Annotated in this window: 26 protein-coding genes; 4 read left to right on the top strand and 22 right to left on the bottom strand. The window is 69.6% G+C overall.

Annotated elements, in window-relative coordinates; all coding sequences use genetic code 11:
* Nucleotides 1-13 precede the first annotated feature (13 nt).
* From AC3IPP_RS03960 to AC3IPP_RS03945, 4 genes are all read right to left on the bottom strand, one after another.
* Nucleotides 14-3,703, bottom strand: a complete 3,690-nt coding sequence (locus AC3IPP_RS03960) for a baseplate multidomain protein megatron (protein ID WP_489150446.1) — start codon at nt 3,701-3,703, stop codon at nt 14-16.
* 19 nt (nt 3,704-3,722) lie between these two features.
* Nucleotides 3,723-4,172, bottom strand: coding sequence for an NlpC/P60 family protein (locus AC3IPP_RS03955; protein WP_489150445.1), 450 nt, complete (start codon nt 4,170-4,172; stop codon nt 3,723-3,725).
* Between the two features lie 173 nt (nt 4,173-4,345).
* Entirely contained in the window at nt 4,346-4,999 is a 654-nt protein-coding gene (locus AC3IPP_RS03950) for a DUF2163 domain-containing protein (protein WP_489150444.1), read from the bottom strand.
* A gap of 3 nt (nt 5,000-5,002) precedes the next feature.
* On the bottom strand, nt 5,003-5,614 hold the full coding sequence (locus AC3IPP_RS03945) for a phage distal tail protein, Rcc01695 family (RefSeq protein ID WP_489150443.1): 612 nt from the start codon (nt 5,612-5,614) through the stop codon (nt 5,003-5,005).
* A gap of 163 nt (nt 5,615-5,777) precedes the next feature.
* On the opposite strand from AC3IPP_RS03945, the gene AC3IPP_RS03940 reads away from it, so the two are divergent.
* Nucleotides 5,778-6,476 (top strand): DUF805 domain-containing protein, encoded by a 699-nt coding sequence (locus AC3IPP_RS03940; RefSeq protein ID WP_489150442.1) that lies wholly within the window; start codon nt 5,778-5,780, stop codon nt 6,474-6,476.
* A 118-nt stretch (nt 6,477-6,594) separates the two neighbouring features.
* Here AC3IPP_RS03940 and AC3IPP_RS03935 read toward each other — a convergent pair whose 3' ends face one another.
* The 8 genes from AC3IPP_RS03935 to AC3IPP_RS03900 form a co-directional block, all read right to left on the bottom strand.
* On the bottom strand, nt 6,595-7,128 hold the full coding sequence (locus AC3IPP_RS03935) for a phage tail tape measure protein (RefSeq protein WP_489150441.1): 534 nt from the start codon (nt 7,126-7,128) through the stop codon (nt 6,595-6,597).
* Nucleotides 7,121-7,294: a phage tail assembly chaperone gene (locus AC3IPP_RS03930; RefSeq protein ID WP_087138720.1), complete on the bottom strand. Its 174-nt coding sequence runs from the start codon at nt 7,292-7,294 to the stop codon at nt 7,121-7,123. Before AC3IPP_RS03930 ends, AC3IPP_RS03935 begins: the two co-directional genes overlap by 8 nt.
* Entirely contained in the window at nt 7,294-7,584 is a 291-nt protein-coding gene (locus tag AC3IPP_RS03925) for a GTA-gp10 family protein (protein ID WP_489150440.1), read from the bottom strand. Before AC3IPP_RS03925 ends, AC3IPP_RS03930 begins: the two co-directional genes overlap by 1 nt.
* Nucleotides 7,584-7,994, bottom strand: a complete 411-nt coding sequence (locus tag AC3IPP_RS03920) for a phage major tail protein, TP901-1 family (RefSeq protein ID WP_489150439.1) — start codon at nt 7,992-7,994, stop codon at nt 7,584-7,586. Before AC3IPP_RS03920 ends, AC3IPP_RS03925 begins: the two co-directional genes overlap by 1 nt.
* Nucleotide 7,995: 1 nt before the next feature.
* Complete coding sequence (locus AC3IPP_RS03915) at nt 7,996-8,403, bottom strand: DUF3168 domain-containing protein (RefSeq protein ID WP_489150438.1); 408 nt, start codon at nt 8,401-8,403, stop codon at nt 7,996-7,998.
* Nucleotides 8,400-8,702 carry a phage head completion protein gene (locus AC3IPP_RS03910; protein WP_489150437.1) on the bottom strand — a complete coding sequence of 101 codons (303 nt, stop codon included), beginning with the start codon at nt 8,700-8,702 and terminating at the stop codon, nt 8,400-8,402. Before AC3IPP_RS03910 ends, AC3IPP_RS03915 begins: the two co-directional genes overlap by 4 nt.
* Before the next feature lie 41 nt (nt 8,703-8,743).
* Nucleotides 8,744-9,010, bottom strand: coding sequence for a head-tail connector protein (locus AC3IPP_RS03905; RefSeq protein WP_489150436.1), 267 nt, complete (start codon nt 9,008-9,010; stop codon nt 8,744-8,746).
* 191 nt (nt 9,011-9,201) lie between these two features.
* Entirely contained in the window at nt 9,202-10,425 is a 1,224-nt protein-coding gene (locus AC3IPP_RS03900; RefSeq protein WP_489150435.1) for a phage major capsid protein, read from the bottom strand.
* A gap of 127 nt (nt 10,426-10,552) precedes the next feature.
* On the opposite strand from AC3IPP_RS03900, the gene AC3IPP_RS03895 reads away from it, so the two are divergent.
* Complete coding sequence (locus AC3IPP_RS03895) at nt 10,553-10,981, top strand: hypothetical protein (protein ID WP_489150434.1); 429 nt, start codon at nt 10,553-10,555, stop codon at nt 10,979-10,981.
* 7 nt (nt 10,982-10,988) lie between these two features.
* Here AC3IPP_RS03895 and AC3IPP_RS03890 read toward each other — a convergent pair whose 3' ends face one another.
* The 10 genes from AC3IPP_RS03890 to AC3IPP_RS03845 all read right to left on the bottom strand — a co-directional run bounded on the left by AC3IPP_RS03890 (nt 10,989) and on the right by AC3IPP_RS03845 (nt 19,559).
* Nucleotides 10,989-11,396: an HK97 family phage prohead protease gene (locus AC3IPP_RS03890; RefSeq protein ID WP_489150433.1), complete on the bottom strand. Its 408-nt coding sequence runs from the start codon at nt 11,394-11,396 to the stop codon at nt 10,989-10,991.
* A gap of 177 nt (nt 11,397-11,573) precedes the next feature.
* Nucleotides 11,574-11,804: a hypothetical protein gene (locus AC3IPP_RS03885; RefSeq protein WP_489150432.1), complete on the bottom strand. Its 231-nt coding sequence runs from the start codon at nt 11,802-11,804 to the stop codon at nt 11,574-11,576.
* Between the two features lie 162 nt (nt 11,805-11,966).
* A complete protein-coding gene (locus AC3IPP_RS03880; RefSeq protein WP_489150431.1) occupies nt 11,967-13,145 on the bottom strand; it encodes a phage portal protein in 1,179 nt (392 codons plus the stop codon).
* Nucleotides 13,146-13,306: 161 nt separating this feature from the next.
* Nucleotides 13,307-14,551: a DNA-packaging protein gene (locus tag AC3IPP_RS03875; protein WP_489150430.1), complete on the bottom strand. Its 1,245-nt coding sequence runs from the start codon at nt 14,549-14,551 to the stop codon at nt 13,307-13,309.
* Nucleotides 14,451-14,906 carry a hypothetical protein gene (locus AC3IPP_RS03870; RefSeq protein ID WP_489150429.1) on the bottom strand — a complete coding sequence of 152 codons (456 nt, stop codon included), beginning with the start codon at nt 14,904-14,906 and terminating at the stop codon, nt 14,451-14,453. The genes AC3IPP_RS03875 and AC3IPP_RS03870 overlap by 101 nt, the downstream gene beginning before the upstream one ends.
* Before the next feature lie 121 nt (nt 14,907-15,027).
* Nucleotides 15,028-17,439, bottom strand: a complete 2,412-nt coding sequence (locus AC3IPP_RS03865; RefSeq protein ID WP_489150428.1) for a PAS domain-containing protein — start codon at nt 17,437-17,439, stop codon at nt 15,028-15,030.
* A gap of 32 nt (nt 17,440-17,471) precedes the next feature.
* Nucleotides 17,472-17,951: a YcgN family cysteine cluster protein gene (locus AC3IPP_RS03860; RefSeq protein WP_489150427.1), complete on the bottom strand. Its 480-nt coding sequence runs from the start codon at nt 17,949-17,951 to the stop codon at nt 17,472-17,474.
* Nucleotides 17,952-17,992: 41 nt separating this feature from the next.
* Nucleotides 17,993-18,280, bottom strand: a complete 288-nt coding sequence (locus tag AC3IPP_RS03855; protein WP_489177461.1) for a DMT family transporter — start codon at nt 18,278-18,280, stop codon at nt 17,993-17,995.
* Nucleotides 18,281-18,327: 47 nt separating this feature from the next.
* The gene (locus AC3IPP_RS03850) at nt 18,328-18,918 is read right to left on the bottom strand and encodes a TetR/AcrR family transcriptional regulator (RefSeq protein ID WP_087138965.1); all 591 of its coding nucleotides are present in this window, start codon (nt 18,916-18,918) and stop codon (nt 18,328-18,330) included.
* 47 nt (nt 18,919-18,965) lie between these two features.
* Nucleotides 18,966-19,559: a hypothetical protein gene (locus AC3IPP_RS03845; protein WP_489150426.1), complete on the bottom strand. Its 594-nt coding sequence runs from the start codon at nt 19,557-19,559 to the stop codon at nt 18,966-18,968.
* Nucleotides 19,560-19,655: 96 nt separating this feature from the next.
* On the opposite strand from AC3IPP_RS03845, the gene AC3IPP_RS03840 reads away from it, so the two are divergent.
* Together AC3IPP_RS03840 and AC3IPP_RS03835 are read left to right on the top strand one after the other, a co-directional pair.
* Nucleotides 19,656-21,473, top strand: a complete 1,818-nt coding sequence (locus AC3IPP_RS03840) for an ABC-F family ATP-binding cassette domain-containing protein (RefSeq protein ID WP_489150425.1) — start codon at nt 19,656-19,658, stop codon at nt 21,471-21,473.
* Between the two features lie 187 nt (nt 21,474-21,660).
* Nucleotides 21,661-23,205 carry a S10 family peptidase gene (locus AC3IPP_RS03835; RefSeq protein ID WP_087138962.1) on the top strand — a complete coding sequence of 515 codons (1,545 nt, stop codon included), beginning with the start codon at nt 21,661-21,663 and terminating at the stop codon, nt 23,203-23,205.
* The last annotated feature ends 193 nt before the right edge of the window (nt 23,206-23,398 follow it).

The following is a 23,398-nucleotide window of genomic DNA, read 5'->3' as shown; positions in this document are numbered from 1 at the left end:
GGGCCGACATGGTTTAGATCGGCAGGTTCAGCGGAACTATCGCCTCCGTCCCCCAGCCATACCCGTCGCCCCGCTGGGTCACGGCGACCCGCACGCCCGCCCCGAAGCCGCCCGGAAAGTCCCCCGCGACCTCAGCCGCCCCATAAACGGCCTCCAATCCCTCGACCTCCCAGATCCGGCGCACGACCGCGCCGTCCAGCACCCGCACCCGAAAACGCCTCGGATCAACTTCGACCGGCTCGCCCTCCCAGCCGTCGCCGCCCAGACGCACGCGCGGCAGCCAGTTCAACCGCCACCCGCCGCCCTGCGCCGTCGCCCGTAAGTGCGCCGGTCGCCACGGCGCCGCGTTCCGGTTGCTCCATACGAAGCCGACCTCCGTCGTCCCCGTCCCGCCCGGCGGCACGCCCACAGGCCCCGCCCGCCAGATTCTAGGCAATCCGCGCTCGACCGCATCAACCTCGGCGCGCGGCGTGCCGCGCTCCAGCATAACGACCAGCGCCCCCGCTTCCGCCCCGCGCGCGGCCGCCTCCTCCGTCCCCTGCTGTCCGCGCAACAGGCCGCCCAACCGCCACACGTCGCCGCCGACCAGTTCGGCCCGACGGAACTGCACCAACTCCCATCCGTCGACACTCCGCACCGCCAGCAGATTGGCGCCCGACAGCACCGCCTCGGCCGGTCGGTTCTGCGGCGCCTGCCCCTCGATCCGCACGGTCAGCACGCCCGTCTCGTCCCAGCGCCCGACCACGCCGGGCCGCAAAGCCGCCTTCAGCGTCCCCATCGTCGCGGGCGTCTCCACCACCGCCCTCTGCGTCAGACTGTCGACCGAGGCCCCGCCATGCAGCGCCATCGGCGTCCACGGCTCGGCCGCCGCCGCGACCACCGGCCGCCCGTCCGCCTCCTCTCCCGGCAGGGGCGGCAGGTCCAGCAGCATCAGGAACGGCGCCCCCGGCGTCGCAACCCCGCCGCCGTCGCCGCGCCAGTCCTCCGGCGCATCCACGACCGCCACCTCGACCACCGGCGCCAACACCGCGCTGGGCGTCTCGTCCCAGTCCAGCCGGGCGATGCGCCAGTCGCCCGCACGCCCCTCCACCGCCGTCACATCGCCCGGCTCCAGTCTCAGAGCCTCCAGCGGCCCCAGCTTCAGCGTCAGCCGCTCGGCCGCCTCGCCCGCCAACAGCCGCTGCGCCGCCGCGATCGCCAGCCCGGCCCCGACCACGGCGGGCAGAGCCGCGTCCACGCCGCCGCCTTCGCCCTCGCTGCGCACTGTCGCCACGCCCAGCTGATAGTCCGCCGCCTCATCGATGAAGCGCAGCCGCGCCGCGCCGGGCCGAGGAGTCAGCCGCCGATCCGCCGCCTCGCTCCCGCCCTTGTCCGGCAGGGCCAGCGCCGCCTGCTGCAGCGTCATCTCCCGCGCCGTCTCACCCAGCACAGCCACCCGACCGTCCCGCTCGGCCGTCGTCGCCCCCAGCGCTTGCACCAACGGCGACAGCGCATCCTTCGTCGCCATCGGCCGGTCGATGACATAGCCCGTTACCGCACCGTCCACCGCCCCGACCGCATAGTCCGTCTCGCTCAGGCCGCCCCGCTTCAGGATCGCCTCGATCAACCCCCGCGCATCGCCGCCCACCCGCCCGTTCAGCCAGTGCCCCGTGCGCCAGGCGCCCGCATCCGCCCACACCTCATGCAGCGCCGGAAACGCCGGATAGGGCCGCGCGTCCCAGCACCAGACATCCGCCCCTTCCAGCATCCGCCCGCCATAGACGCCCGAGATCGGATTGTTCACCAACTGCGCATAGTGCCCCAGCACCGCCTCGATCAGCCGCCTCTGCATCCTGTCATCGCGGGCGCCCGTCGAGTGCGGCGGCAGGGCGTTCTCACTGCTCTTCGGATCCTGGAACAGGTTCGGCGCATTGCCCCCGCGATCCACCGCTGCACAGCCGAACTCGGTCAGCCGGATCGGCTTCATCCCCGGAACCCAGGCCGTCGGCGTCGCCTGCCGCACTCCGCCTACGCGCTCATGGTGCGCATTCGACCACCAGCCCTTCAGATCCTTGTAGCGCCATATCCAGTCCTCGCCATGGCCGCCGTCCTCGATCGCCGTGCGCCGCTGCGCCGCCCGATCCGCCGCGTCAGCGTAGAACCAGTCATACCCCTCGCCGCCCGCGACCTGCGCCGCCAGATAGGCCGGGTCCGACGCCCCCTTGAACGCTTGCCCATCCAGGCCGCCTGCGCCCCCGCGCCAGTCGCCCATCGGCGGATACCAGTCGATGCCGACGTAATCGATGTTCGGGTCCGCCCACAGCGGGTCAAGGTGAAACCTTGCCTCTCCCCCCCTCTGCCAACCGAAATACTCCGACCAGTCGGCGGCGTAACTCAGCTTTACCCCCGCCCCGACCACCGCCCGGCACTCGGCCGCCAGCGCCCTGAACTGCGCCACCGCCGGAAAGCCCCCGTCGGCATCGCGCGTCCACGTCAGCCCCCGCATCTCCGAGCCGATCAGCAGGCCGTCCGCCCCCTCTTCGGCGGCGATCCGGGCGTAGTGCAGCGCCAGCCGCCTCAAGCCCCAACCGCCCGCCGTCCCGAACAGGGCCGCGACCTCCGCCGTCGCCCCCGCGCCATCCGTCCCCGCGATCCGCCCCCGCCACGGATAGCCGGGGCAGTCCATGAAGACGAAGGGATACAGCGTCACCTCCAGCCCGCGCGCTTTCAGCGCCCGGATCGCCTGCCGCACGCTGTCGTCCGACGGAGTCCCGCCATAGGCTGGGCCGCCATCCGTCTGCGAGATCAGATGCCCATCCGCGCGCGTCACCCCCGCCACGCTCCAGGCCAGCGGCCGGGTCGGCTTGTCGCGCCGCTCCACCCCTGGCCGGATACGGCAGTGACCCATCCGCACGTCGTCGCCAAACCAGCCGACCACCAGACTGACCCGCTTCAACCTCGGCGCCTGGGCCGTCAGTTGATCCAGCGAGGCCTCCAGATCCGTCCGCCCCGCCGTCAGATGCACGTTCTCGGGCGTGGATCGCGCCAGCCCCTCGCGCCGCATCACCGGCTCCGTCGCCAGGCAGAACTCCCCCGCGCCGGGGATCAGGCACACCCCCTCCAGTCGGTCCTCCAGCTGCGGCTCAGCCCCCTGCGGCCGCCGGAACACCTCGAACGCCAGTTGCGGCGGCCGGTCGCCATAAGCATCCAGCGGCAGATCCTCGAACACCACATAGGCCGTCCCGCGATAGGCGGGCGCCCGCCCCTCCACCGCCTCGATCAGCGGATCGGGCAATTGATCCTCGGTCCCGCGATGCAGCCGCATCGTCACGCCCGCCATGTCCATCGGCTGGCCGTCGGCCCACACCCGGCCGATCCCGTCGATCGGCCCCTCGCACAGGGCCACGGCGAAGCTCAGCGAATAGGCGTAGTCGACCGTCTTCCGCCCGCCCTTGCCGCCCGACCGCTTCTCCTTGCGCTCCAGAAAACGCGCCGCCCAGATCACCTGGCCGACCATGCGCGCCCGTCCGAAGACGCAGGCCATCGGCGCCCCCTCGGCCGAGGACTGCAGCTTCAGCCCCTCCAGCCTCGGCCCGACCTGCCGCGCGGGCGCCAGTCCGGCGATCAACTGGTTGTCCGCCGCCCGTCCCAGGGCTGCGCCGATGAAGCCCCCGATCGGTCCGCCCAGCGCCGACCCGATCCCGCCCAGAACGACCTGCGCCATGCCTGCTCCTTCTTAAACTTCAGGCCAAAATTTCAGGCCAGCGAAACGCCGCGACCAAGCGCCTGCGCCACCACGCCCCCATCCAGCTCTCGACCACCGACCGCCCCCAATAGGCGTGGATCATCCGCCGCTCCGGCCCCCCCATGCTCTCGGAAAGCTCGGCGCTCAGGATCGCGCAGTGCTTGGCCGGACACCCCGCCGCCATGCGGAACAGCAGCACATCGCCCAGCCCCGCCTGATCCGGCGCAATCTCCACCAGCCGTCTTCGCGCCGCCGCCCACAGCGTCTCCTCGCCCCCGACCTCGGCCCAATCGGGGCGATAGGGCGGCGGCGCCTCCGGCTCCTCGCCGACCACCTCGCGCCACACCCCGCGCACCAGGCCCAGACAGTCCGCCCCCTCGCCCTTCACGCTGGCCTGATGCCGATAGGGCGTCCCCAGCCAGCCGCGTGCGGCGGCTACAACCCGCAACCGCAACGCCTCTCCCTCCCCGTCCCGGGGAGGGTGGTCGCGCAGCGACCGGGTGGGGAGGGCCAGGCGATCCAACCTCTGCGTCTGATCAGCCTCGCCGCCCCCACCCGGCTTCGGCTTCGCCTCAGCCACCCTCCCCGGGACGGGGAGGGAAAGGTTGGCGCTGATCTCCCTCATCGCCTGCGGCTCCGGCCGTCATTGCGTCCCGCCACAGGCCGAACCGTCAGGAAGTCCTCGCCCGGAATGTCCGGAAAGCCCTGAAAGTTGGCCCCATTCCCGAACACCCCCACGCAGGTCGCCCACCGCTTGTCGCAAACCCGCCCCGCGACCGCCGCCGCATCCAGCCCGCAGCGCCCATCGCCCAGCACCGCGTCGCAGCCCCGGCCATAGGTCCGCCCGACCACCCGTTCCAGCGCCGCCATCGGCCCGTCCAGATCGGCGACGAAGCGCCCGTTCTCCCTCCGGATCCGCGCCAGCCGCCCCTTCCACAGCCGCACCCTCAGGTCCGGCCGCATCCAGTCCACGCGCCACAGCTCGACCTCGGCGGCGTCATACCGCCCCGCCGCGATGTCCTCTTCGGTGATCGCCGCGTCATCCAGCCCGCCAGACGCCGACAGCGACCCCGCCGCCAGTCCGACCTCGCCGTCGCCCGCCCCGCCGGTCCAGCCGCTGGCCGCCCGACACGCCACGCCCTCGACCTCCAGATCGCGGTCATGGTCGGTGAAGCCCATCGCCCGCCCGTCCGCCCGCCTCAGCAGCCAGACATGGCACAGCGTCGCCGCCCCGCTTTCGATGCGGGCGGCCAGTTCGCTCGGAACATTCCGCATGGCTCAGACCCGCACTTCGATCAGAGGCATGGCGACCATCCGCCCGGCGCCGAAGCTCTCCAGCGTCACCTCCATCCGGTCCGCGTCGAACCGCACCGGCACGTCAAAGGCGAAGCCCGCGCTCACCGCCGCGCCCTGCGGCGGCGCCGTCGCCAGCGTCACCCGCCCTGTGGCCGCATCCAGATTGAAGGTCGCCGTCTCCACGCCCGCCACGGCCACCCGCACCGACCCTTCGACCGGCTTGGCGATGATCCGCCGATGATCCCCGTAGGCCTTGCTCAGTTGGAACACGCGCGTCTGCCCGTCCCCCGTCCCGATCGCCTGATCCAGCGGCGTCACGCCCGCCCCCGGCGCCCCGCTCCTGAAATCCGTGAAGTCGCGAAACCGGAACCCATGCAGCCGCCCGCGCCGCGCCTCGAAAAAGGCCGTCAGAGCCGCCATGTCATCCAGCGACCGCAACCCCGCCCCGATCAGATAACGCCTGCGCCCGTCCGCCCACGGCGTCGAGCGCCGCTCGAACCCCGAGGCCAGCGTCGTGATCTCCGTCCTCCGCTCGACCCCGCCGGTCGAACCGAACGCCAGCCGCGCAGGCAGGCGCACCTCATGAAAGGCCATGCGTCCTCGCTCAAAGTACCTGGATTGCGTCCCGTCGCGGGACAGGTTGCGAACGTCTCGCGAAAAACTTCACCTGACGGCAGTCTTCGGGTTGTCCGAACGGCCAGGCTCAGCCATGCTTTCGCCACATCACGGCGAAGCCGTTCAACGACAGGAGATCCGCGTGCGCGGCGAAATTCTCAGCTATGACGACACCTCGGGCGCGGGCCTGATCAGCGGCGACGACAGCATCCGCTACGGCTTCACCCGCGCGGACGTCCAGGCTGGCGGAACCGTCGCCGTCGGCGCCCGCGTCGACTTCGTGCCGGAAGGCATGGAGGCCACGCAGGTCATGATCCTGGCCTCCACCGCTCCCGCCGCCGCCTTCGGCCAGGCCGCCGCCTCATCGACGGGCGGCGCCCCGCTCGGCGCCTATGACTTCGCCACGGCTCTCTTTTCCTTCAACGGCCGCCTGCGCCGCCAGCATTTCTGGATCAGCTGGCTGATCCTGTTCGGCGTGGGCCTGGTTCTCAACTTCATCCCGTTCCTGAACCTTCTGGGCCTCGTCCTGCTGTGGCCGCACCTCGCCATCGGCGTGAAGCGCCTGCACGACATGGGCAAGGCGGGTTGGCTCATCGCCATCCCCTACGTCGTCATGATCAGCGGCTGGGTCTTCGCCTTCATGTCGATCGGCGTTTCGGCCCTCATGAACGCCCAGGCTCTGGAGAACGAGGATCCCGCCGTCATCCTCAGCACCTTCGGCCCCGCCCTCGGCATCCTCAGCCTGACCTGGCTGGTGGCTGTCGGCTTCTGGCTCTGGATCGGCATCATCGACAGCCAGCCCGGCGACAACAAATACGGCCCGAATCCCAAGGGCGAATAAGCTCTAAAGGGCGCTCTCCGGAGCGCCCTTTTTGTTGCGCTATCGCTTGGCGCGCGGCGCCTCGCTGCTTCAGCGCAGCTTGTCTGCGCTACCACTCGGCGCGCGGCGCCTCGCTGCTTCAGCGCAAGCCCAGGGCCGCCGCCCGCGCCAGCATCCGGGCGATCTGCGCCTCCGAACGCAGCAGCCCTTCGGCCCCGCCGTCCACCGTGACGTTAACCGTCACCCCGCCCCCCGAACCAAAGCGCCCGTTCGTCGGCTCGATCGTCCCCGCGCCCGCCGGACGGAACACCTCCGGCCCGCGCTCTCCGACCAGATAGGCCCCGCCGCCCAGAACCGGCCCGCCGTCCGCCCGCGCCCCGCCAAAGCCCCCCAGCGCCGCCGTTATGGCGCCCGACAGTCCGCCGCCGCGCGCACCCGCCGCCGCATTGACCGCGTTCAGCACCGCTCGGGCCAGCTCGGCCAGCGTCACCTCCCCGTCCGCCGCCGCCCGCGTCAGCGACCGCGTCAGGCTCGCCCCCGCGCGCCCAAACGCATCCTCGATCGAGGCCGCCGCCCGTTCCGCCGGCTCCTTCAGCGCCTCCAGCGCCGCCGCGGCCTCAGCCGCCCTCACCGGCACGGCGTCGATCCCGTCCGGCCTGAAACCATCAGTCATCCGGCCACATCTCCCTCATTCGCTCCAGTTCCCCGCGCCCCAGCGGCGCCGCCTGAACCGGGCCCGCCGTCAGCATTCGCCATTCCCTCAACGACAGCCGCCAGAAGCCTTCCGGCCCCACGCCCATCCGCGCCGCCGCCTGCATCATGTCCACCCAAGGGGTCATCAGGCGGCCGCCGCAAAGGCCTTCGCCACCGCCTCCGCCGCCTCGCGCGGATCGACCGACGCGCTCGCTAGCCCATCCGCCAACGCCGTCTCCCCCCCGCCGCGCAGCAGCGCCGCCAGCACCACCATCAGATCGCGCGCCGACAGAACCTTCATCCGCTCCGCCAGCGCCGCCATCCCGGCGACGCCCAGCCCCGTCTCAATCTCAGCCAGAGCCCCCAGCGTCAGGCACAGCCTCCGCTCCGCCCCGGCCAAACTCGCGACCACTTCACCCCGCACGCCGTTCACCATCACAGCGCCGAGAACCCGATCTCGCCCGCGCTGGCCAGGCTCAGCGCAAAGCTGGCCTCGCCCTCATGCTCGCCCGCATATTCCAGCGCCGCGACCAGGAACGCGCCCTCCAGCACGCCGAAGTCCGGCACGATCAGCCGCCACGTCTTCGCCGCCTGCTCAAAGAAGGCCTCGCGGATCAGGGCGTCCGACGCCGCGTCGCGGAAAATCCCCTGCCCCGACACCGCCGCCGACTTCACGCCCGCTCCGGCCAGCAGTTCGCGCCAGCGTCCGGCGCTGTCGCTGTCGGTCGCGTCCACCGTCTTGGCGTTCAGCGAGATCGTCCTCGCTCTCAGCCCCGCCACCGTCGTGAAGGCGCCGCCCGCGCCCTCGATCTTCAGCAGGATGTCCTTGCCCCGTTGTGCGCTCATCTCAGATCTCCTCCGTCACAGCTCTCAGCCGCACCACTGCCCAGGCCCGTTTCAGATCCGAGCTGCGGAACAGATCCGTAAACGTCACGCCCACGCTGACCGCCTTCACCCCGTCCGCTTCCAGCGGCGCATCGGCCAGCCGCGCCCGCACCGCCGCCGCCACGGCCCGCGCTTCCTCCAGCCCCCTGAACCGACTGGCGCAGGTCAGGGTCAGCCGCTGCTCCACCCCGCCGCCGTCCGCGTTCAGCGGTCGGCTCTCACACCGCCCGATCACCAGATGCGGAAACCCAGCCCCTTGTGGCGCCTCATCCCAGACGCGCACCGGATCGCCCAACAACGCCTTGAGCGCCCCGTCGCCGCGTAGATGTTCGATCAGCGCCTTCACCAGCGCCCCTTCATGATCCTTCATCGCGCCCGCTCCAGGTTCAGCCGCACGCGCCCCGCCGCCTTGGGGTCGGCCTCGATCCCGACCACGCCCCAGTCCGCCCCGCCGAAGCGCACCACCAGCCCCTCCTCCAGCCTCGGATCGGCCCGCACCATGGCGCTCAGCGTCTCGACGCCGCGCGTCACGCCCGCTTCCGTCCGCTCGCGCCGCCGTCGCGCCCCCAGCGCCAGCCACAGCGACCCGACCGGCTCATAGCTGACGACCTGCCCGCCATAGGGCGTCTGCGCCGCCACCGGCCGCACAAGGCTGACGACCACTCTCATTCCGCCGGCGCTCAAGTAGGCCGAAGGCCGATAGCGTCCAGTCAAAGCCGCACCACGCGATAGGGGGCGATCCACCCCTCGACCGACGCCGCGCTCATCTCGCCGTCGCCGCGCTCATAGGCGCGCATCACCAGCATCATCACCGCCAGCCTCAGCGGCGCCGCAGAGATCGAGGTCAGGTTCAACCCGACCTCCCCCTCCACCCGCGCCCTGGCCGCGTCGATCAGGGTCTGGATCAGCCCATCCTCCGCCTCATGCTCGACGCGCAGGAACAGCTTCGCCTCCGCGAGGCTCACGGGTGCGCTCATGCTAGAATCTCCTATGTTTTCTACCTTCTCCCCTTGGGGGAGAAGGTGGGCGCCAGAGGCGCTCGGATGAGGGGAAGGGTTCAACAGACGACCGGCTGACCAGGTGCGCGCCGCCCCCGCCCCCCTCATCCGTCTCGTTTCACGAGCCACCTTCTCCCCCGCAGGGGAGAAGGAAGACCCGCCGCCAGCTCTTACGACGCCGCGAACTTCATCAGCTTGATCGCGTCGAAGTTCTGCACCCCGCCGCCGACGCGCTTGGTCGTGTAGAACAGCACATAGGGCTTGGCCGAATAGGGGTCGCGCAACACCCGCACCCCCGCGCGATCCACGATCAGATAGCCGCGCGCAAAGTCGCCGAACGCGATCGACAGACTGTTCGCCGCCACATCCGGCATCGTCTCGATCTCGGTGACCGGATAGCCCAGCAGGCTCGCCGTCTCGCCCGGCCGCGTGGCCGGCGACCAGACATAGTTGCCGTCCGCATCCTTGAACTTGCGCACCGCCGAGACCGTGCGGCGGTTCATCACGAAACGCCCGTTCGGCCGATACTGGGCCTTGGGCGCATAGATCAGGTCGATCAGCTTATCGACCGGGCTGGCGCTGGCGAAGGCCCCCGCCGCGCCCGACGCCACCGTGCCGATCTGGCCCCAGGTCTGCGTCCCCTCGGTCGCCGTGTCATAGGCCAGAAAGCCCTTGGGCTTGTTGACCCCGTCGCCGCTGACGAAGGCCGCCGTCTCCTGCGCCGCAAAGGCGTCCTCGACCTCGGCCGCCAGCCATTCGTCCAGATCGATCAGGGCGTCGTCCAGCAGGCTCTGCGTCGCCGCCGGACAGGCGTAAAGATCGGCTGAAGAGAACTCCAACAGCGCCAGGGTCGCCGGGTCCGTCTCCGGACGCGCAGCCGTCTCGGCCACCCAGCCCGCCGTCACGCCCGCCGTCGACACCGGCTTCCTGAACACGCCCGAACCGACCGTCCGCACCGTGGCGATCTCGCGCATCGGGCTGCCCGCCATCAGGCGTCGCTCGATGGCCCGCTCCGTCTCCGGCGGCACGACATAGCCCGCCGAGTTCGACGCTGACGACAGCCCCGCCTTCAGCTCCAGACCATGCGCCTGACCCGACTTCATATAGCCGTCCCACGCCGCCTTCGCCTCCGGCGCCACGACGACAGGCGGCTCCGCGCCCAACATCGGACGACGGCTCTCGCTCAACGCACGGTCCATACGCGCCTGCGCCTGGGCCACCGCCTGATCGATGCGCGCCACCTTCTCCTCCAGCAGCGCATCAGCCGAAGCCTTCTTCTCGATCTCGTCCAGACGGGCGTCATTGGCCCCTTTGAACGCCTCGAACGCGGCCATCATCTCATGCATGGCGGCGCGCGCCTCGGGCGTGCCCGAGACGGTCTTGATCTCTTTCATGGTCTCTCCAGAAAAATGCGCGACCGTCCTGCGGCGCGCAGTCAACCGGGCCAAGCCCGGAACGCGTGCGATCCTTCGTGCATCCGGGGAACCGTGCTACGCCGTCCTCGGATCAAGGGATGGATCAATGTTCAAGATCGCCGTCGCCGCCCTGTCTGCGGTTGGGCTCATGTCATGCACGGCGCATGACGCTTCGGCTCAGCGCCCCTCGACCGCCTCGCCGTCAGAGGCGCAACGGCTGTCGCCGGGGCCAGGCCGCCTTTCGGCCTACACCGCGATCAATCTGCGGATGTTCGAAACCCTGGGCGCCTGCGAGCATCTCAATCGCGACAGCGGCGGCGATCAGGCTTTCGCGGAGCATCTCCGCCGCCACGCTCCGTCGGCCGATCAGGCCGAGCGCCGCGCCCTGCGTGAGGCCTATGACAGAGGCCGCAGCCCCGCCGTCGCCTCGCGCCAGACGCCTGAAACCTGCGCCATCGCCATGCGCGGCTATCGCCAGGAAACGCCCGGCCTGCACGGCCGCCGCGACGACCGCCCGCTCGCCTCGCCCGACTGACGCGCGATCAGCCGCTTAGTGTCTGTGTGCTGAACCGCGCCCCCGGCAGCATCGGAAACGTCACCAGCGACACCTCCCACAGCTCGACCGCGCTCAGCACCCTGAGCCGCCCGTCGCGCCGCGCCTTCTGCGCCCGGAACCCGATCGACAACCCGTCCAGCGCCCCGGCCCGCGTCAGGGCGGCGGCGTAGCGGGCCTCGGCGGACCAGTCCTCGATCCGCCCCTCGACCCACAGACCGCGTTCGTCCTCGATCATGCGGTCCCAGACGCCGACCACGGCGCGGCTCTCGTGCTGGTGCAGCATCCGCACCCCGCCCGCGCCGGTCTTCGCCAGACTGTCCGCAAACACCCCGCGCGCCGTCACATCCCCGTTCAGGTCCGCGACGCCCCACAGGGAGGCATAGCCGTGGATCATCAGCGCGCCCTTCTCCCTCCCCGTCCCGGGGAGGGTGGCTGAGCCCGCAGGGCGAAGCCGGGTGGGGACGGCCAGGCTATTCAAACGCTGAGCCTGCATCGCCACGCCCTCCCCACCCGGTCGCTTCGCGACCACCCTCCCCGGGACGGGGAGGAAAAACGCCTGCCTGTGGCTCCATCACTTCCCCTCCAACTGTCGCTCGATCCGCTCGACGGCTGCGCGCACGGCCTCGCCCTGCGCCTCCAGCCGCGCCAGCCGCTCGGCGACCAGCCTCTGTTCATCCACCCTCTGCTCCAGCGTCGCGATCCGCGCCGCCGCGCCCCCAGCCCAGACCAGCCCCCCGACCGTCTGCACCAGCAAGGCCGCGATCAGGGCGACCGGCGCCCTCTTCCAATCCGTCATCCGCATACCTTTCTCCCTCCCCGTCCCGGGGAGGGTGGCTGAGCCGTCAGGCTAAGTCGGGTGGGGGCGGCAAGGCAAATCAAACGCCGAGCCTGCATCACCCCGCCCTCCCCACCCGGTCGCTAACGCGACCACCCTCCCCATGAAGGGGAGGGAGAGGCGTCACGCCTAAGTCTCCACCCCCGCCATCCGGCGCCGTTCCTCATCGGTCAGGAAGCTCGCCGCATTCAGCCGCGCCCACAGCGCATCCCGCTCGACCTGCAAGGCCGGAACCGCATCCAGATCCGGCTCGATCCGGCAGTCGACAAAGCGGCTCCCCAGCCAGCCCGTCATCGCCCCGGCCGCCTTCCTCACCAGCGGGATCACCGTCCCGCGCCAGAAGGCCGCATTCGCCTCGCGATAGTTGGCGTAGGTCGCATCCCCCGGAATCCCCAACAGCTGCGGCGGCACGCCGAAGGCCAGGGCGATCTCGCGCGCCGCCGCGTGTTTGCCGGCGATGAAGTCCATGTCGTGCGGCGTAAGGCTCATCGGCTTCCAGTCCAGCCCGCCTTCCAGCAGCAGCGGACGCCCGGCGTTCCGCGCCCCCGCATGGGCCTCGCCCAGCTCCGCCTTCAGCGCCTCGAACTGCTCACCCGTCAGCCGCTCGCCGTCCTTGGCGCCATAGACCAGCGCCCCCGATGGCCGCGCCGCATTGTCCAGCAGCGCCTTGTTCCAGGCCCCCGAGGCGTTGTGCACGTCGATGGCGAAGGCCGCCGCCTCCAGCGGTGAAAATCCGTAATGATCGTCCGTCGGGTGAAACAGCTTCAGATGCATCACCGGCGACCAGCCGTCGCCGTGTCGCGCGATCCGCACCGACCGCCCCCCGACCGCATACTCATAGGCTTCCGGCCATCCCGCCCTTCCGGGGACCACCTTCACCCGGTCAGGCCTCAGCGCCCACAGCTCATCCGGTGCCCCGTCTCCGTCGGCGTCTCCGGTCGCCTCGACATAGGCGTTGCCCGCCGTCTGCAGTGCGCCATAGAGCGCCTCCATCAACTCCCCGCCCGACTGTTCGGGATTCGGCTTGTCGATCAGTCGCGCCAACGGATGATCCGCCGTCCGCACGCCCGCGACCATCACCATCAGCGGCGTCGAGGCCGCCGCCTCCGCGATCATCCGCACGCAGCGATAGGCCACGGCGTTCCTGCCGAACCCCTCATCGGCCAAGTGCGCGTAATCGCGCGGCGTCCACCGCGCCCGGCCCGCGCCGGTCAGGGCGATCAGCGGCCCCGTGCGGCTATCCTTGATTTCGGGCGCAGCGATCCGCCGCCGACCGAACGGTCGTCGCCAATCCATGTGTTTCTCCATGTCCATCTTCCTTCTCCCCTTGAGGGAGAAGGTGGCCCATCAGGGCCGGATGAGGGGTGTCGACGCGAGGCCTGCCTGGAAGCCGTCAACCCGCTTCCCCGCACCCCTCATCCGTCTTACTCCGCAATCCACCTTCTCCCTCAAGGGGAGAAGGAAACCCGCTAGAGCGCCCGCAACCTCGGCTGCGTCTTCCCGGCCAGCAGCAGATGCGTCAGCGCCCAGACCAGGGCATCCGCCCGGTCGGGACTCTTGGTCCCCGGCGCCTCGCTCCCCAGCGCCATCATCTCTTCTTCCAGCGCCGGAAACGCGCCGCAGTGGACCACCCGCCCCTGCTCGTAGAGCGCCGCCACCGGCTCGGCCCGCGCCTTCTTCGACCGACTGGCGTGCACCAGCCTCACCTGCGCCGGACAGTCCGCCTGCCCCAACAGGGTCCGCACCATCTCCCCGCCCTGATTGGCCTCGGCCAACACCAGGTCAGCCTCGAACTCCCGCGCCGTCTCGGCTGCGCGCCGCGCCCATCCGGCAGGCGACAGCCCCCGCGCCGAACGATCGGCCAGCACATAGCCCGTCCTGTCCCTGCGCCCCGCCGCCACGATCCCGCAGGCGTCGCCGTGGGCGCTGGCCGGCGGATCGACCGCCACCACCACCCGCTCGAACTTCGCCGGCCGGCTGCCTCGCGCCCGCGCCAGATCCTCGGCCCGGAACAGGGCGCCGTCGGCCTCGACCACCAGCCCCTCCATCTCCTGCGCCTCCAGCCGCGTTCCGGCGTAGAGCGCCTGCAGATGCCCCAGAAACCCCGGCGCCAGATTGTCCGCATTGTCCTTGGTCGCCAGCCGCGCCTTCACCACCCCCGGCTCGGCCAGCAACCACCTCAACGCCGGGATCGGTCGCGGCGTCGTCGTGATCGCCAGCTTCGGGTCCGCCCCCAGCCGCAGCCCGAACCTCAGGTTCGACAGCGTCGCCTCAATGTTCCTCCAGGCGCAGAATTCATCCGCCCACGCCGCATGAAACTGCGGCCCGCGCAGACTGTCCGGGTCTTCGGCAGAAAACGCATAGGCCGCCGCGCCCGAGGGCCAGACCAGCCTGCGCCGCCCCGCCTCCCAGCGCGGTCGGTTGTCGCCCGGCGCCTGCGCCTTCAGCCCCGACGGCCCCTCGACCATCACCTCGCGCACATCATGCAGCGCCGGCCCGACCAGGGCGAAGGTCCGATCCTCCGCCTTGGCCAGTTCGTTCATCCAGAACCCGCCCGCGAAGGTTTTGCCCGACCCGCGCCCGCCCAGCAGCACCCAGGTGCGCCAATCCGTATTAGGCGGCGGCCAGACCTGGTCGTCGTTCAGCCTCGGCGTCGCCTTCAGCAGCCGCAACAACTCCTCGCGTGTCGCCTGCGTCAGTCGCTTCTGCGCCAAATCCCTTGCGCTCTGCGACCCCGAGAAGATGATCGAGACGAGACTGCAGCTCTGCCCGCACGGCCCGTTCTTCGTCGTCGGTGATGTCACGATCGTCTTCGCTCATTCCGTCCTCTTCAGGGGCGCGTGGTTTGCGAGGGGACGCGGTCGCCAGCGCCGCCACCGACCTGGCCGTGCGGGCCAGCACGCCGATGGCGCGCCCCCGCTTCTCAGCCTCGGCCACGTCGGCTGGAGGCTCCGCGGCGGCCACCACGGCGATCGCTTCATCGGTCAGTTGCATCAACCGCCCCAGCGCCCCGTCCAGCCACTGCGCGACCGCCGCCGCCCGCTCCGCCTCGTCCCCTTTTCCCGCCATGACCGAACCATAGCGGACCAGCGTCCTCAGGCTGACAAACAGCCTCCAGAACCCCCCAAAGCCGGGAATTTACAGGGATCGACGCCCTCGGCCGCGATAGCCGGAGCGGAACGGCTGGCGCCTAGACCGCCATCGCGGGCGGTTCGTCGCAGGACAGCCACCGCGTCAGGGCGGCGGCCAGCTCCGTGATCTGGATCGGCTTGGCCAGATGGCCGTCCATCCCCGCCTCCAGGCAGCGCGTCACCTGCTCGGCCTGGACGTTGGCCGTCAGGGCCAGGATCGGCGTCCGCCGCCCGGTCCCCGCCTGCATCCGGCGAATCTCGCGCGTGGCCTTCAACCCGTCCATGACCGGCATGTGCACGTCCATCAGCACCAGATCATAAGCGCCCGAATGCACGGCGTGGACCGCCTCGGCGCCGTCGGCCACGGCGTCGATCTCCAGCCCCAGATTCCGCAGGATGGCGCTGACCAGTTCGCGGTTGGCGGCCGCGTCGTCGGCCATCAGCACCCGGCCGCGAATCGCAGAGTTCGCCGTCTGCCCCTGACGTGTCTCGACCGCATCGTCTTCGGCCTCGGCCACGGCCAGCGGCGCCTCGAACCAGAAGGTCGAGCCCTGCCCCGGCGTGCTGTCCACCCCGATCCGTCCGTCCATCAGCTCGACCAGACGGCGTGAAATCGCCAGCCCCAGCCCCGTCCCGCCATAGACCCGCGTCGTCGAGGCGTCGGCCTGGGTGAAGCGGTGGAACAGTTCGTCGATCTTCTCGGCCGGAATGCCGATGCCGGTGTCGCTGACCGCTGCGCGCATCCGCCACAGACCCTTCTCGTCAAACCGCCCGTCCAGCGTCAGCGTCACCTCGCCTCGCGCCGTGAACTTCACCGCATTGGACAGGAAGTTCAGCATCACCTGGCGCAGCCGCCCCTTGTCGCCGGTCAGGCGCGCGGGCGTATCGGCGGCCACCACCACGCGCAGGATCAGACCCTTGAGCGAGCACTGGCTCTCCACGATGGCGGCGGCTCCGTCCACCAGGGCCCGCGTGTCGAACGGCTCGGGGTCCATCTCGATCGCGTCGGCTTCCAGCTTGGAATAGTCGAGGATGTCGTTGATGACGCCCAGCAAGGCCTCCGATGCCGTGGCGATGCGCTCGACATAGATGCGCTCTTCCGGCGGCAGATGCTCCGACCCCTGCAGCAGGCCGGAGAAGCCGATCACGCTGGTCAGCGGCGTCCGCAGTTCATGGCTCATGTTGGCCAGGAATTCGCTCTTGGCCTGCACCGCGGCTTCAGCGGTCTCCTTGGCTTCCAGCACCTCCGCCTCCAGCGCCTTGCGCTGGGTCATGTCGCGGATCACCACCACCACGTCGTCGACATGGCCGTGTTCGTCTCTCAGGGCCTTGAAGGTGCATTCGACCCAGACGGTCTCGCCGTTCTTGTGCACCGCCCGATGCTCCAGGCGGGTCGGCTCTCCGCTCTTGACCGCCTTGCCGATGGCGCCCAGCACCAGGTGGCGGTCCTCGGGGTGAACATAGTCGGTCGACTGCCCCGTCATCTCTTCAAAGGTCCAGCCCAAAAGCTGCTGGATCGCCGGCGAGATGTATTTGCTCGACCCATCCATCTTGACCCGCGTGATGACGTCGCCGGTATTCTCGGCCAGCAGGCGATAGCGTCGCTCATTGGTCTGGGCCGCCCGCAACAGGCGTTCACGCTCGGTCACGTCCTGCATGACGCCGAACATGGCGATCACCCGGCCGGTGGAGTCCTTCTCCGTCGCGCCCTCGGCCGCCACGACGCGCTCGACTCCGTCGGTCCCGACCAGCCTCAACTTGAAGGTGTAGCCCTCGCCCGTCTTCAGCGCCCGCTCGACCAGGTGCTGGATCTCCGCGCGGTCGTCCTGATGATAGTGGCTGAACACATCCTCCAGCGTAGGCGAGAAGGCGCCCGGCGCGATCGCATGGATGCGATAGATCTCGTCCGACCAGGTCACGGCCCCGGTCATGACCTCATACCGCCAGCGCCCGACCCCGACCATGTCCTCGGCCAGGCGCAGCGTCTCAAGGCGCGCCGCTTCCTGGCGCATGGCCTCGGCATGCTCCATCAGCTCGCCCGCCAGCCCGGCCAGCTCGCGGATCAGCCGCAGCTCCGTCTCTGTCGGCGCCGGGCGCGGCTTGACGTCCATCACCCCGATCGCGCCCGCCGCGCGGCCGTCGACCCCGCGCACCGTGGCCCCCAGGAAGAAGCGCACGCGCGGCTCGCCGACCACCATGGGATGATCGCGATAGACCGGATGCTCCAGCGCATCCTCGACCACCACCACGGCGTCGACGCCCATGCCCGCCAGGGCGTGGCTGACGCTGCTCATGCGCGGAATGCTGGTCTCGTCCAGGCCCACGCCGGACAGGAAGACGGCGCGGTCCTCGTCCAGCACGGTGATCATGGCGTGGGGCGCGCGGAACGCCGCGCAGGCGATCGTCGTCAGTCGATCAAAGGCGTCACGCCCGCCTGCCGTCGACTTCGATTGTGTTGCGACAATAGCCATCTTGGTCCCCACCCTGGCCCGCTTCCAACGAATTATTCGTTAGCAACGCCCCGTTCGCCCATCCATTCCGGCGCTTCGAAGTCCAGCGCATCCTCCGGCTCTTTCAACGCCAGTTCCGAAATCGTCTGGCGCCGCACCGACACGCCGGCCGTGTGCACCGTCTCCGGATCGCCGGACACCAACGGGTGCCACCAGGCCAGCGTCCGCCCCTCATGCAGCCGGCGATAGGCGCACGACAGCGGCATCCACTTCAGCCGCTCGATGTTGTCGGGCGTCAGTTGCACGCAGTCCGGCACCTCGGCCTGGCGCTGGGCGTAGTCGGTGCAGGTGCAGCGATCCGGGTCGAACAGCTTGCAATGGACATGTGTCGGAATGATCTGGCCCGAGTCCTCGTCCTCGAACCGGATGACGCAGCACAGGCCGCAGCCGTCGCACAGGCTCTCCCACTCGGACGGAGACATCTCCGCCAGGGTCTTGGTTTCCCAGAAAGGCTTGGGCGACGTGGAATTCATGGGCGCGCCCTATACGCCCCAAATCCCCGTCTGTCGCGGCTTCAGTGACTGACGCTCTTGGAGAAGACGTTGATCACCACCACCCCGCCGATGATCAGCGCCAGACCGATGATCGCGGGCGTGTCCAGCTTCTGCTTGAACAGGAACACGCCGATCACCGAGATCAGCACCACCCCCAGCCCGCTCCAGATCGCATAGGCCAGCCCCACTGGCATCTGCTTGAGCGCCAGGGTCAGCAGGTAGAAGGCGATCCCGTAACACACCGCCAGCCCCGCCGTCGGCCAGGGTTTGGTGAACTGCTGCGACTGCTGCAACAGGGTCGTCCCCATCACCTCGAAGCCGATCGCGCCCAGCAGGGCCAGCCAGGTGGTCAGGTTCACGCGCCCGCTCCCCCATACGCATCCGTCAGCAAGCTGCCCGGCGTCAGCAGCGACAGCAGGGCCTTGCGCTGCTCCGGCGACATCTCATGCGTGCCGAACAGATCCGTCATCCACAGGCCGTCGGCGATCAGCCGCAACATCAGGGCGTCGTCCTTGCCCGCCAGGTCTTCGGGATCGTCGGCGGCCAGGGTCCGCATCGCCGCCCGCCAGCGCGGGATCAGGTTCGGCTCGATGGCGCAGGCGGCCAAGGCCGCGCGGCCGATGCTGACGTCCCGTTCGGTCGCCGGTTCGTTGACGACCGCCCGCAGATAGGCCCTGGCGTTGCGGCCATAGGGGTTGGGGTCGCGCGCCGCCTCGGCCAGCACCGCCGCCATCATCTCGGACGCCAGATGGTCGATCACGCCCTCCAGCAGGGCCTGCTTGTTGGGGAAGTGATGCAGCAAGGCGCCCTTGCTGAACGGCAGGCGGCCCACCACAGCGTCCAGCGTCACCGCCATCGCCCCCTGGTCGGCGGCGATCTCGATGGCCATTTCTATGATCTGGCGGCGAGTGTCTTCAGGCGTGCGGCGGAAGGTCTGCGTGTCCATGACGCTTTACATACCAACCGGACGGTATGCGTCAAGTCAAGACTCGCTCAAGCGCGACGCGCCCGCCGCCGGGCCAGATACACGCCGATCACCGCCGCCACAGTCAGGGCCATGCCCAGGAAGACGGCGCCCAGCCCCATGAAGACGGTGGCGAACAACTGCCCCATGAACCCCTGTCCGACGGCGATCACCGTCTGCGGCCCCTCCTGACCGTCATAGTCGGCCGAGATTCTGTAGGTTCCGGCCCGCTCGACGCTGAACACATTGATCGCCTCTCCCTGACGTCCGCCCATTGAATAGGTCGAGCTTCCCATGGGCGCGCTTACGGCCACCGGCGCGCCGTCCGCCGCTTCGACACGAACGGTCAGACCCGCCACCTGATCGACCGCATAGACCCGGCCGTCGACGACGCTGCGGTATTCCAGAAAGACCGTGTGCCGGCCGGGCTCCAGCGTCAGTTCGCGCGCGCCCGGCACGACGATCTGCTCCAGCCCGTCGTCCAGCTTCGGCAGTTGCGTGAACAGCACCACGCCCATGGCCGCGAACCCGCAGATCACGGGCAGCACCGCCGCCGCGTACCAGCCCCGACCTGGCCCCTTCTTCCCGGCGCGATCATCTCTGGCTGAAGCGCTCAGATCCATTCCATCCCTCCGTCGTCGTCGCCCGACTACAGCCCGCCGATGAGGAAGCGTCAACGCCGATGGCCGAAGCGCCGGTCAGTCGCTATATGCGCCCCCATGGCTGCCAGACCTCCCCTCGTCGCTCTCAAAGATGTCCGTCTCCAGGACGGTCAACGCCCGCTGTTCGACGGTGTCGACATGGCGATGGAGCCGCGCAGCCGCGCAGCCCTGGTCGGCCGCAACGGGGCGGGCAAGTCCACCCTGATGAAGGTGGTCATGGGCCTGATCGAGCCGGACTCGGGCGACCGCTCGTTCCAGGCCGGCACCCGTTTCGCCTATGTGCCGCAAGAGCCCGTCATCACCGGCGAGACCCTGGCCGACTACGCCGCCTCGGGCGAGGCCGAGCGCTGGACCGCCGAAAGCTGGCTGGAGACCTTCGGCCTCAACCCCGCCAAGTCGACGCAAGGCCTGTCTGGCGGCGAGATCCGTCGCGCCGCCCTCGCCAAGGCCTTCGCCGAAGAGCCCGACCTGCTGCTGCTGGACGAGCCGACCAACCACCTCGACATCCTGGCCATCGAACTGCTGGAAAACGAGCTGATCCAGGCCCGTTTCGCCCTGCTGGTGGTCAGCCACGACCGCGCCTTCCTGAACCGCGTCACCGACACCGTCCACTGGCTGGAAGGCCGCAAGGTCCGCACCCTCAACAAGGGCTTCATCGAGTTCGACGACTGGGCCGCCAAGGTCATGGAGGAAGAGGCCGAGTCCCTGCGCCGCCTGACCAAGCGCATCGAAGCCGAGACCTACACCTTCTACCGCTCCATCACCGCCCAGCGCACCCGCAACGAGGGCCGTGCCCGCGCCCTGCAGCAGATGCGTCTGGACCGGGCCGAGCGGGTCAAGGATCTGCCGCGCGAGCTGAACCTGGGCGTCGATTCCGGCGCCGTCTCGGGCAAGCTGGTCGCCGACATCAAGGGCGTCAGCAAGTCGTTCGGCGACCGCACCATCTTCAAGAACCTGACCACCCGCATCATCCGCGGCGATCGTCTGGCCATCGTCGGCCCCAACGGCGCGGGCAAGACCACACTGGTCAAGGTGCTGCTGGGCGAACTGGCGCCGGACGAGGGAACCGTCCGCATGGGCGCCAACCTGGAACCCCTCTACCTCGACCAGTCGCGCGAGGGGCTGAAGTCGGACATGACCCTATGGGACGCCCTGACGCCGGGCGGGGGCGACTCCATCCTGGTGCGCGGCCGCTCCATGCACGTCGCCGCCTACGCCAAGGACTTCCTGTTCCAGGAAGCCCAGCTGAAACAGCCCATCTCCACCCTGTCGGGCGGCGAGCGCAACCGCCTGCTGCTGGCGCGCGCCCTGGCCCAGCCCGCCAATCTGCTGATCCTCGACGAGCCGACCAACGACCTCGACATGGACACGCTGGAGAAGCTGGAAGAGCTGCTCGAATCCTATGACGGCACGCTGATCCTGGTGTCGCACGACCGCGATTTCGTCGATCGCCTGGCGACCTCCACCATCGCCCTGAACGGTCGCGGCGACGTGGTCGAGACCCCCGGCGGCTGGCAGGACTTCCTGCGCCAGAACCCGTCCTTCCTCGCCCCGCCCCCCACCCACGCCGAAGCCGCCCCCTCCGGGGCGCGTCGGGTCGAGAAGGCGGAGCCTTCCGACCGCGCGCCCAAAAAGACTGTGAAGCTCTCCTACAAGGACGCCCGTCGTCTGGAGGAGGTCGAAAAGCTGATGGAGACCCTGCCGGTCGAGATCGCCCGACAGGACGCCATCCTCGCCGACCCCGACCTCTATGCGCGCGACCCGGCAGCCTTCGACCACGCCATGAAGGCCGCCGAAAAGGCTCGCGCCGAGTTGGAGGCCGCCGAGCTGGACTGGCTGGAGCTGGAAGAGAAGAAGGCCGCGCTGGCGGGCTGACGAACGCGCGGCGCCTCACCGCACATTCTTCGCCAAATCGCTCCGTATCCAGCCAACCCTTCCGCGATAAAGGCGGAACCCACGGTTTACATTCGCCCCTGCTTGTCGCCTCATTCCAAGCTGGGCGGCGTCGTTCGCGCGCCCGGCTCTCGAGGGGGAGCCGCGTAGACAAACTGGGGGTTTATCCATGAAGAAACTGCTTGTCGTCGCCGCTTCGGCGCTGGCCCTGGCCGGGCCGGCCATGGCGCAAAGCGGGGGCCAGAGCGGGCCTCAGGGCGCGCCGCGCGTCGATGTCGCCGCCGCGAACCGCACCGAAGCCGTCATCCCGCCGCCCGTCATGTCCGAGACGCGCCACACCGGCGTCTTCGGCGGCCAGCGCATCGCCTACCGCGCCATCGCCGGCGAGACCTATCTGAAGGACAAGGAAGGCAAGCCGCTCGCGGCCATGGTCTCCTACAGCTACATCAAGGAAGGTCCGACGGACCCGAACCGTCCCGTGACCTTCCTGTGGAACGGCGGCCCCGGCTCCGGCTCCCTGTGGCTGCACATGGGCGCCTTCGGGCCCAAGCGCGTGGTCGTGCCGTCGGACGCCCGCGACGACGGCGCCGCGCCCTTCCCCATCATCGACAACGTCGACTCCCTGCTGGACGTCACCGACATCGTCTTCATCGACCCGATCGGCACCGGCTTCAGCCGCGCCCTGGGCAAGACCGACCCGGCCGACTACTGGGGCGTGACCAAGGACGCCAAGTCGATCGCCGAGTTCATCCGTCTGTGGCTGAACGAGCACGGCCGCTGGAACGCCCCGAAATTCATCGGCGGCGAGAGCTACGGCACCACCCGTTCGGCGGCGGTCATCAACGAGCTGGAAGGCAGCTACACCGACGTATCGATCAACGGCATCCTGCTGATCTCATCGATCCTGGACTTCAGCCTGGCCGCCGACGCCCAGGGCAATGAGTTGGGCTTCGTAACCACCCTGCCCTCGATGGCGGCCGCCGCCTGGTACCACGACAAGGTGCCGAACAAGCCCGCCACCGTCGAAGAGTTCGTCGCCGAGGCTCGCGCCTGGGCCATCGGCCCCTACGCCTCGGCCCTGCTGAAGGGCAACGCCCTGCCCGCCGACGAGCGGGCGGCTATCCTGCAGCAGCTGTCGCGCTATACCGGCATTTCACAGACCTATCTGAGCAACGCCAACCTGCGCCTGTCGCCCGGCCGCTTCTACAAGGAGCTGCTGCGTGATCGCGGTCTGACCATCGGCCGTCTGGACGCGCGCTACACCGGCGTCGACTACGACAACGCCGGCGACCGCCCGGACAACGACCCCAGCTTCTACGGCATCGACGGCGCCTATACCGCCGCCATGAACGCCTGGGCGCGCGAAGGCCTGAAGTACTCGCCCGACGTGGTCTACTCCTCGATCGGCGGCACCCGGAACTGGGACTGGAACCTGCCGACCGCCGGGCGCGGCGGGGCGGAGTATCTGAACGTGGCCCCCTACATCGGCCGCGCCCTGCGTGAGAACAGCGGCCTGCGCGTCTGGGTGGGTCAGGGCTACTACGACTTCGCCACGCCCTTCTTCGGCGCCGAATACTCGCTGAACCGTCCGGGCTTCCCGACCGACGGCCGCATCGAGTGGCACTACTACCACTCGGGCCACATGATGTACGTCCGCGACGACGATCTGAAGAAGCTGTCGACCGACATCCGCACCTTCATCCGCAATCGCTGATGATCCGCCGCCATCCGCTCCTGCGAGCGGGTGGCGGTCGCTTTCCTGTGGACAACACAAGGCGCTGATCCGCCTTCGCGAATTTCGTCCGCCCACAAATATCCACAGACTTGCCCACCGGGTCCGGGAGTTTTCCGCACAGACGCTCCGATTTGGGCACTTGCCCAATAACGGATTTCGCGGGAACGTCAAC

Source organism: Brevundimonas sp. KH_060 (assembly GCF_057838275.1).
The sequence above is the reverse complement of the archived record's forward strand: the minus strand, read 5'-3'. Positions and strand labels throughout refer to the sequence as shown.

What these genes read in the sequence shown, in the direction of transcription:
- AC3IPP_RS03960 (WP_489150446.1), bottom strand. Translation starts at nt 3,703, where the DNA reads ATGGCGCAGGTCGTTCTGGGCGGGATCGGGTCGGCGCTGGGCGGACCG.
- AC3IPP_RS03950 (WP_489150444.1), bottom strand. Translation starts at nt 4,999, where the DNA reads ATGCGGAATGTTCCGAGCGAACTGGCCGCCCGCATCGAAAGCGGGGCG.
- AC3IPP_RS03945 (WP_489150443.1), bottom strand. Translation starts at nt 5,614, where the DNA reads ATGGCCTTTCATGAGGTGCGCCTGCCTGCGCGGCTGGCGTTCGGTTCG.
- AC3IPP_RS03935 (WP_489150441.1), bottom strand. Translation starts at nt 7,128, where the DNA reads ATGACTGATGGTTTCAGGCCGGACGGGATCGACGCCGTGCCGGTGAGG.
- AC3IPP_RS03930 (WP_087138720.1), bottom strand. Translation starts at nt 7,294, where the DNA reads ATGACCCCTTGGGTGGACATGATGCAGGCGGCGGCGCGGATGGGCGTG.
- AC3IPP_RS03925 (WP_489150440.1), bottom strand. Translation starts at nt 7,584, where the DNA reads ATGGTGAACGGCGTGCGGGGTGAAGTGGTCGCGAGTTTGGCCGGGGCG.
- AC3IPP_RS03920 (WP_489150439.1), bottom strand. Translation starts at nt 7,994, where the DNA reads ATGAGCGCACAACGGGGCAAGGACATCCTGCTGAAGATCGAGGGCGCG.
- AC3IPP_RS03915 (WP_489150438.1), bottom strand. Translation starts at nt 8,403, where the DNA reads ATGAAGGATCATGAAGGGGCGCTGGTGAAGGCGCTGATCGAACATCTA.
- AC3IPP_RS03910 (WP_489150437.1), bottom strand. Translation starts at nt 8,702, where the DNA reads ATGAGAGTGGTCGTCAGCCTTGTGCGGCCGGTGGCGGCGCAGACGCCC.
- AC3IPP_RS03905 (WP_489150436.1), bottom strand. Translation starts at nt 9,010, where the DNA reads ATGAGCGCACCCGTGAGCCTCGCGGAGGCGAAGCTGTTCCTGCGCGTC.
- AC3IPP_RS03900 (WP_489150435.1), bottom strand. Translation starts at nt 10,425, where the DNA reads ATGAAAGAGATCAAGACCGTCTCGGGCACGCCCGAGGCGCGCGCCGCC.
- AC3IPP_RS03895 (WP_489150434.1), top strand. Translation starts at nt 10,553, where the DNA reads ATGTTCAAGATCGCCGTCGCCGCCCTGTCTGCGGTTGGGCTCATGTCA.
- AC3IPP_RS03890 (WP_489150433.1), bottom strand. Translation starts at nt 11,396, where the DNA reads ATGATCCACGGCTATGCCTCCCTGTGGGGCGTCGCGGACCTGAACGGG.
- AC3IPP_RS03885 (WP_489150432.1), bottom strand. Translation starts at nt 11,804, where the DNA reads ATGCGGATGACGGATTGGAAGAGGGCGCCGGTCGCCCTGATCGCGGCC.
- AC3IPP_RS03880 (WP_489150431.1), bottom strand. Translation starts at nt 13,145, where the DNA reads ATGGAGAAACACATGGATTGGCGACGACCGTTCGGTCGGCGGCGGATC.
- AC3IPP_RS03870 (WP_489150429.1), bottom strand. Translation starts at nt 14,906, where the DNA reads ATGGCGGGAAAAGGGGACGAGGCGGAGCGGGCGGCGGCGGTCGCGCAG.
- AC3IPP_RS03865 (WP_489150428.1), bottom strand. Translation starts at nt 17,439, where the DNA reads ATGGCTATTGTCGCAACACAATCGAAGTCGACGGCAGGCGGGCGTGAC.
- AC3IPP_RS03860 (WP_489150427.1), bottom strand. Translation starts at nt 17,951, where the DNA reads ATGAATTCCACGTCGCCCAAGCCTTTCTGGGAAACCAAGACCCTGGCG.
- AC3IPP_RS03855 (WP_489177461.1), bottom strand. Translation starts at nt 18,280, where the DNA reads ATGGGGACGACCCTGTTGCAGCAGTCGCAGCAGTTCACCAAACCCTGG.
- AC3IPP_RS03850 (WP_087138965.1), bottom strand. Translation starts at nt 18,918, where the DNA reads ATGGACACGCAGACCTTCCGCCGCACGCCTGAAGACACTCGCCGCCAG.
- AC3IPP_RS03845 (WP_489150426.1), bottom strand. Translation starts at nt 19,559, where the DNA reads ATGGATCTGAGCGCTTCAGCCAGAGATGATCGCGCCGGGAAGAAGGGG.
- AC3IPP_RS03840 (WP_489150425.1), top strand. Translation starts at nt 19,656, where the DNA reads ATGGCTGCCAGACCTCCCCTCGTCGCTCTCAAAGATGTCCGTCTCCAG.
- AC3IPP_RS03835 (WP_087138962.1), top strand. Translation starts at nt 21,661, where the DNA reads ATGAAGAAACTGCTTGTCGTCGCCGCTTCGGCGCTGGCCCTGGCCGGG.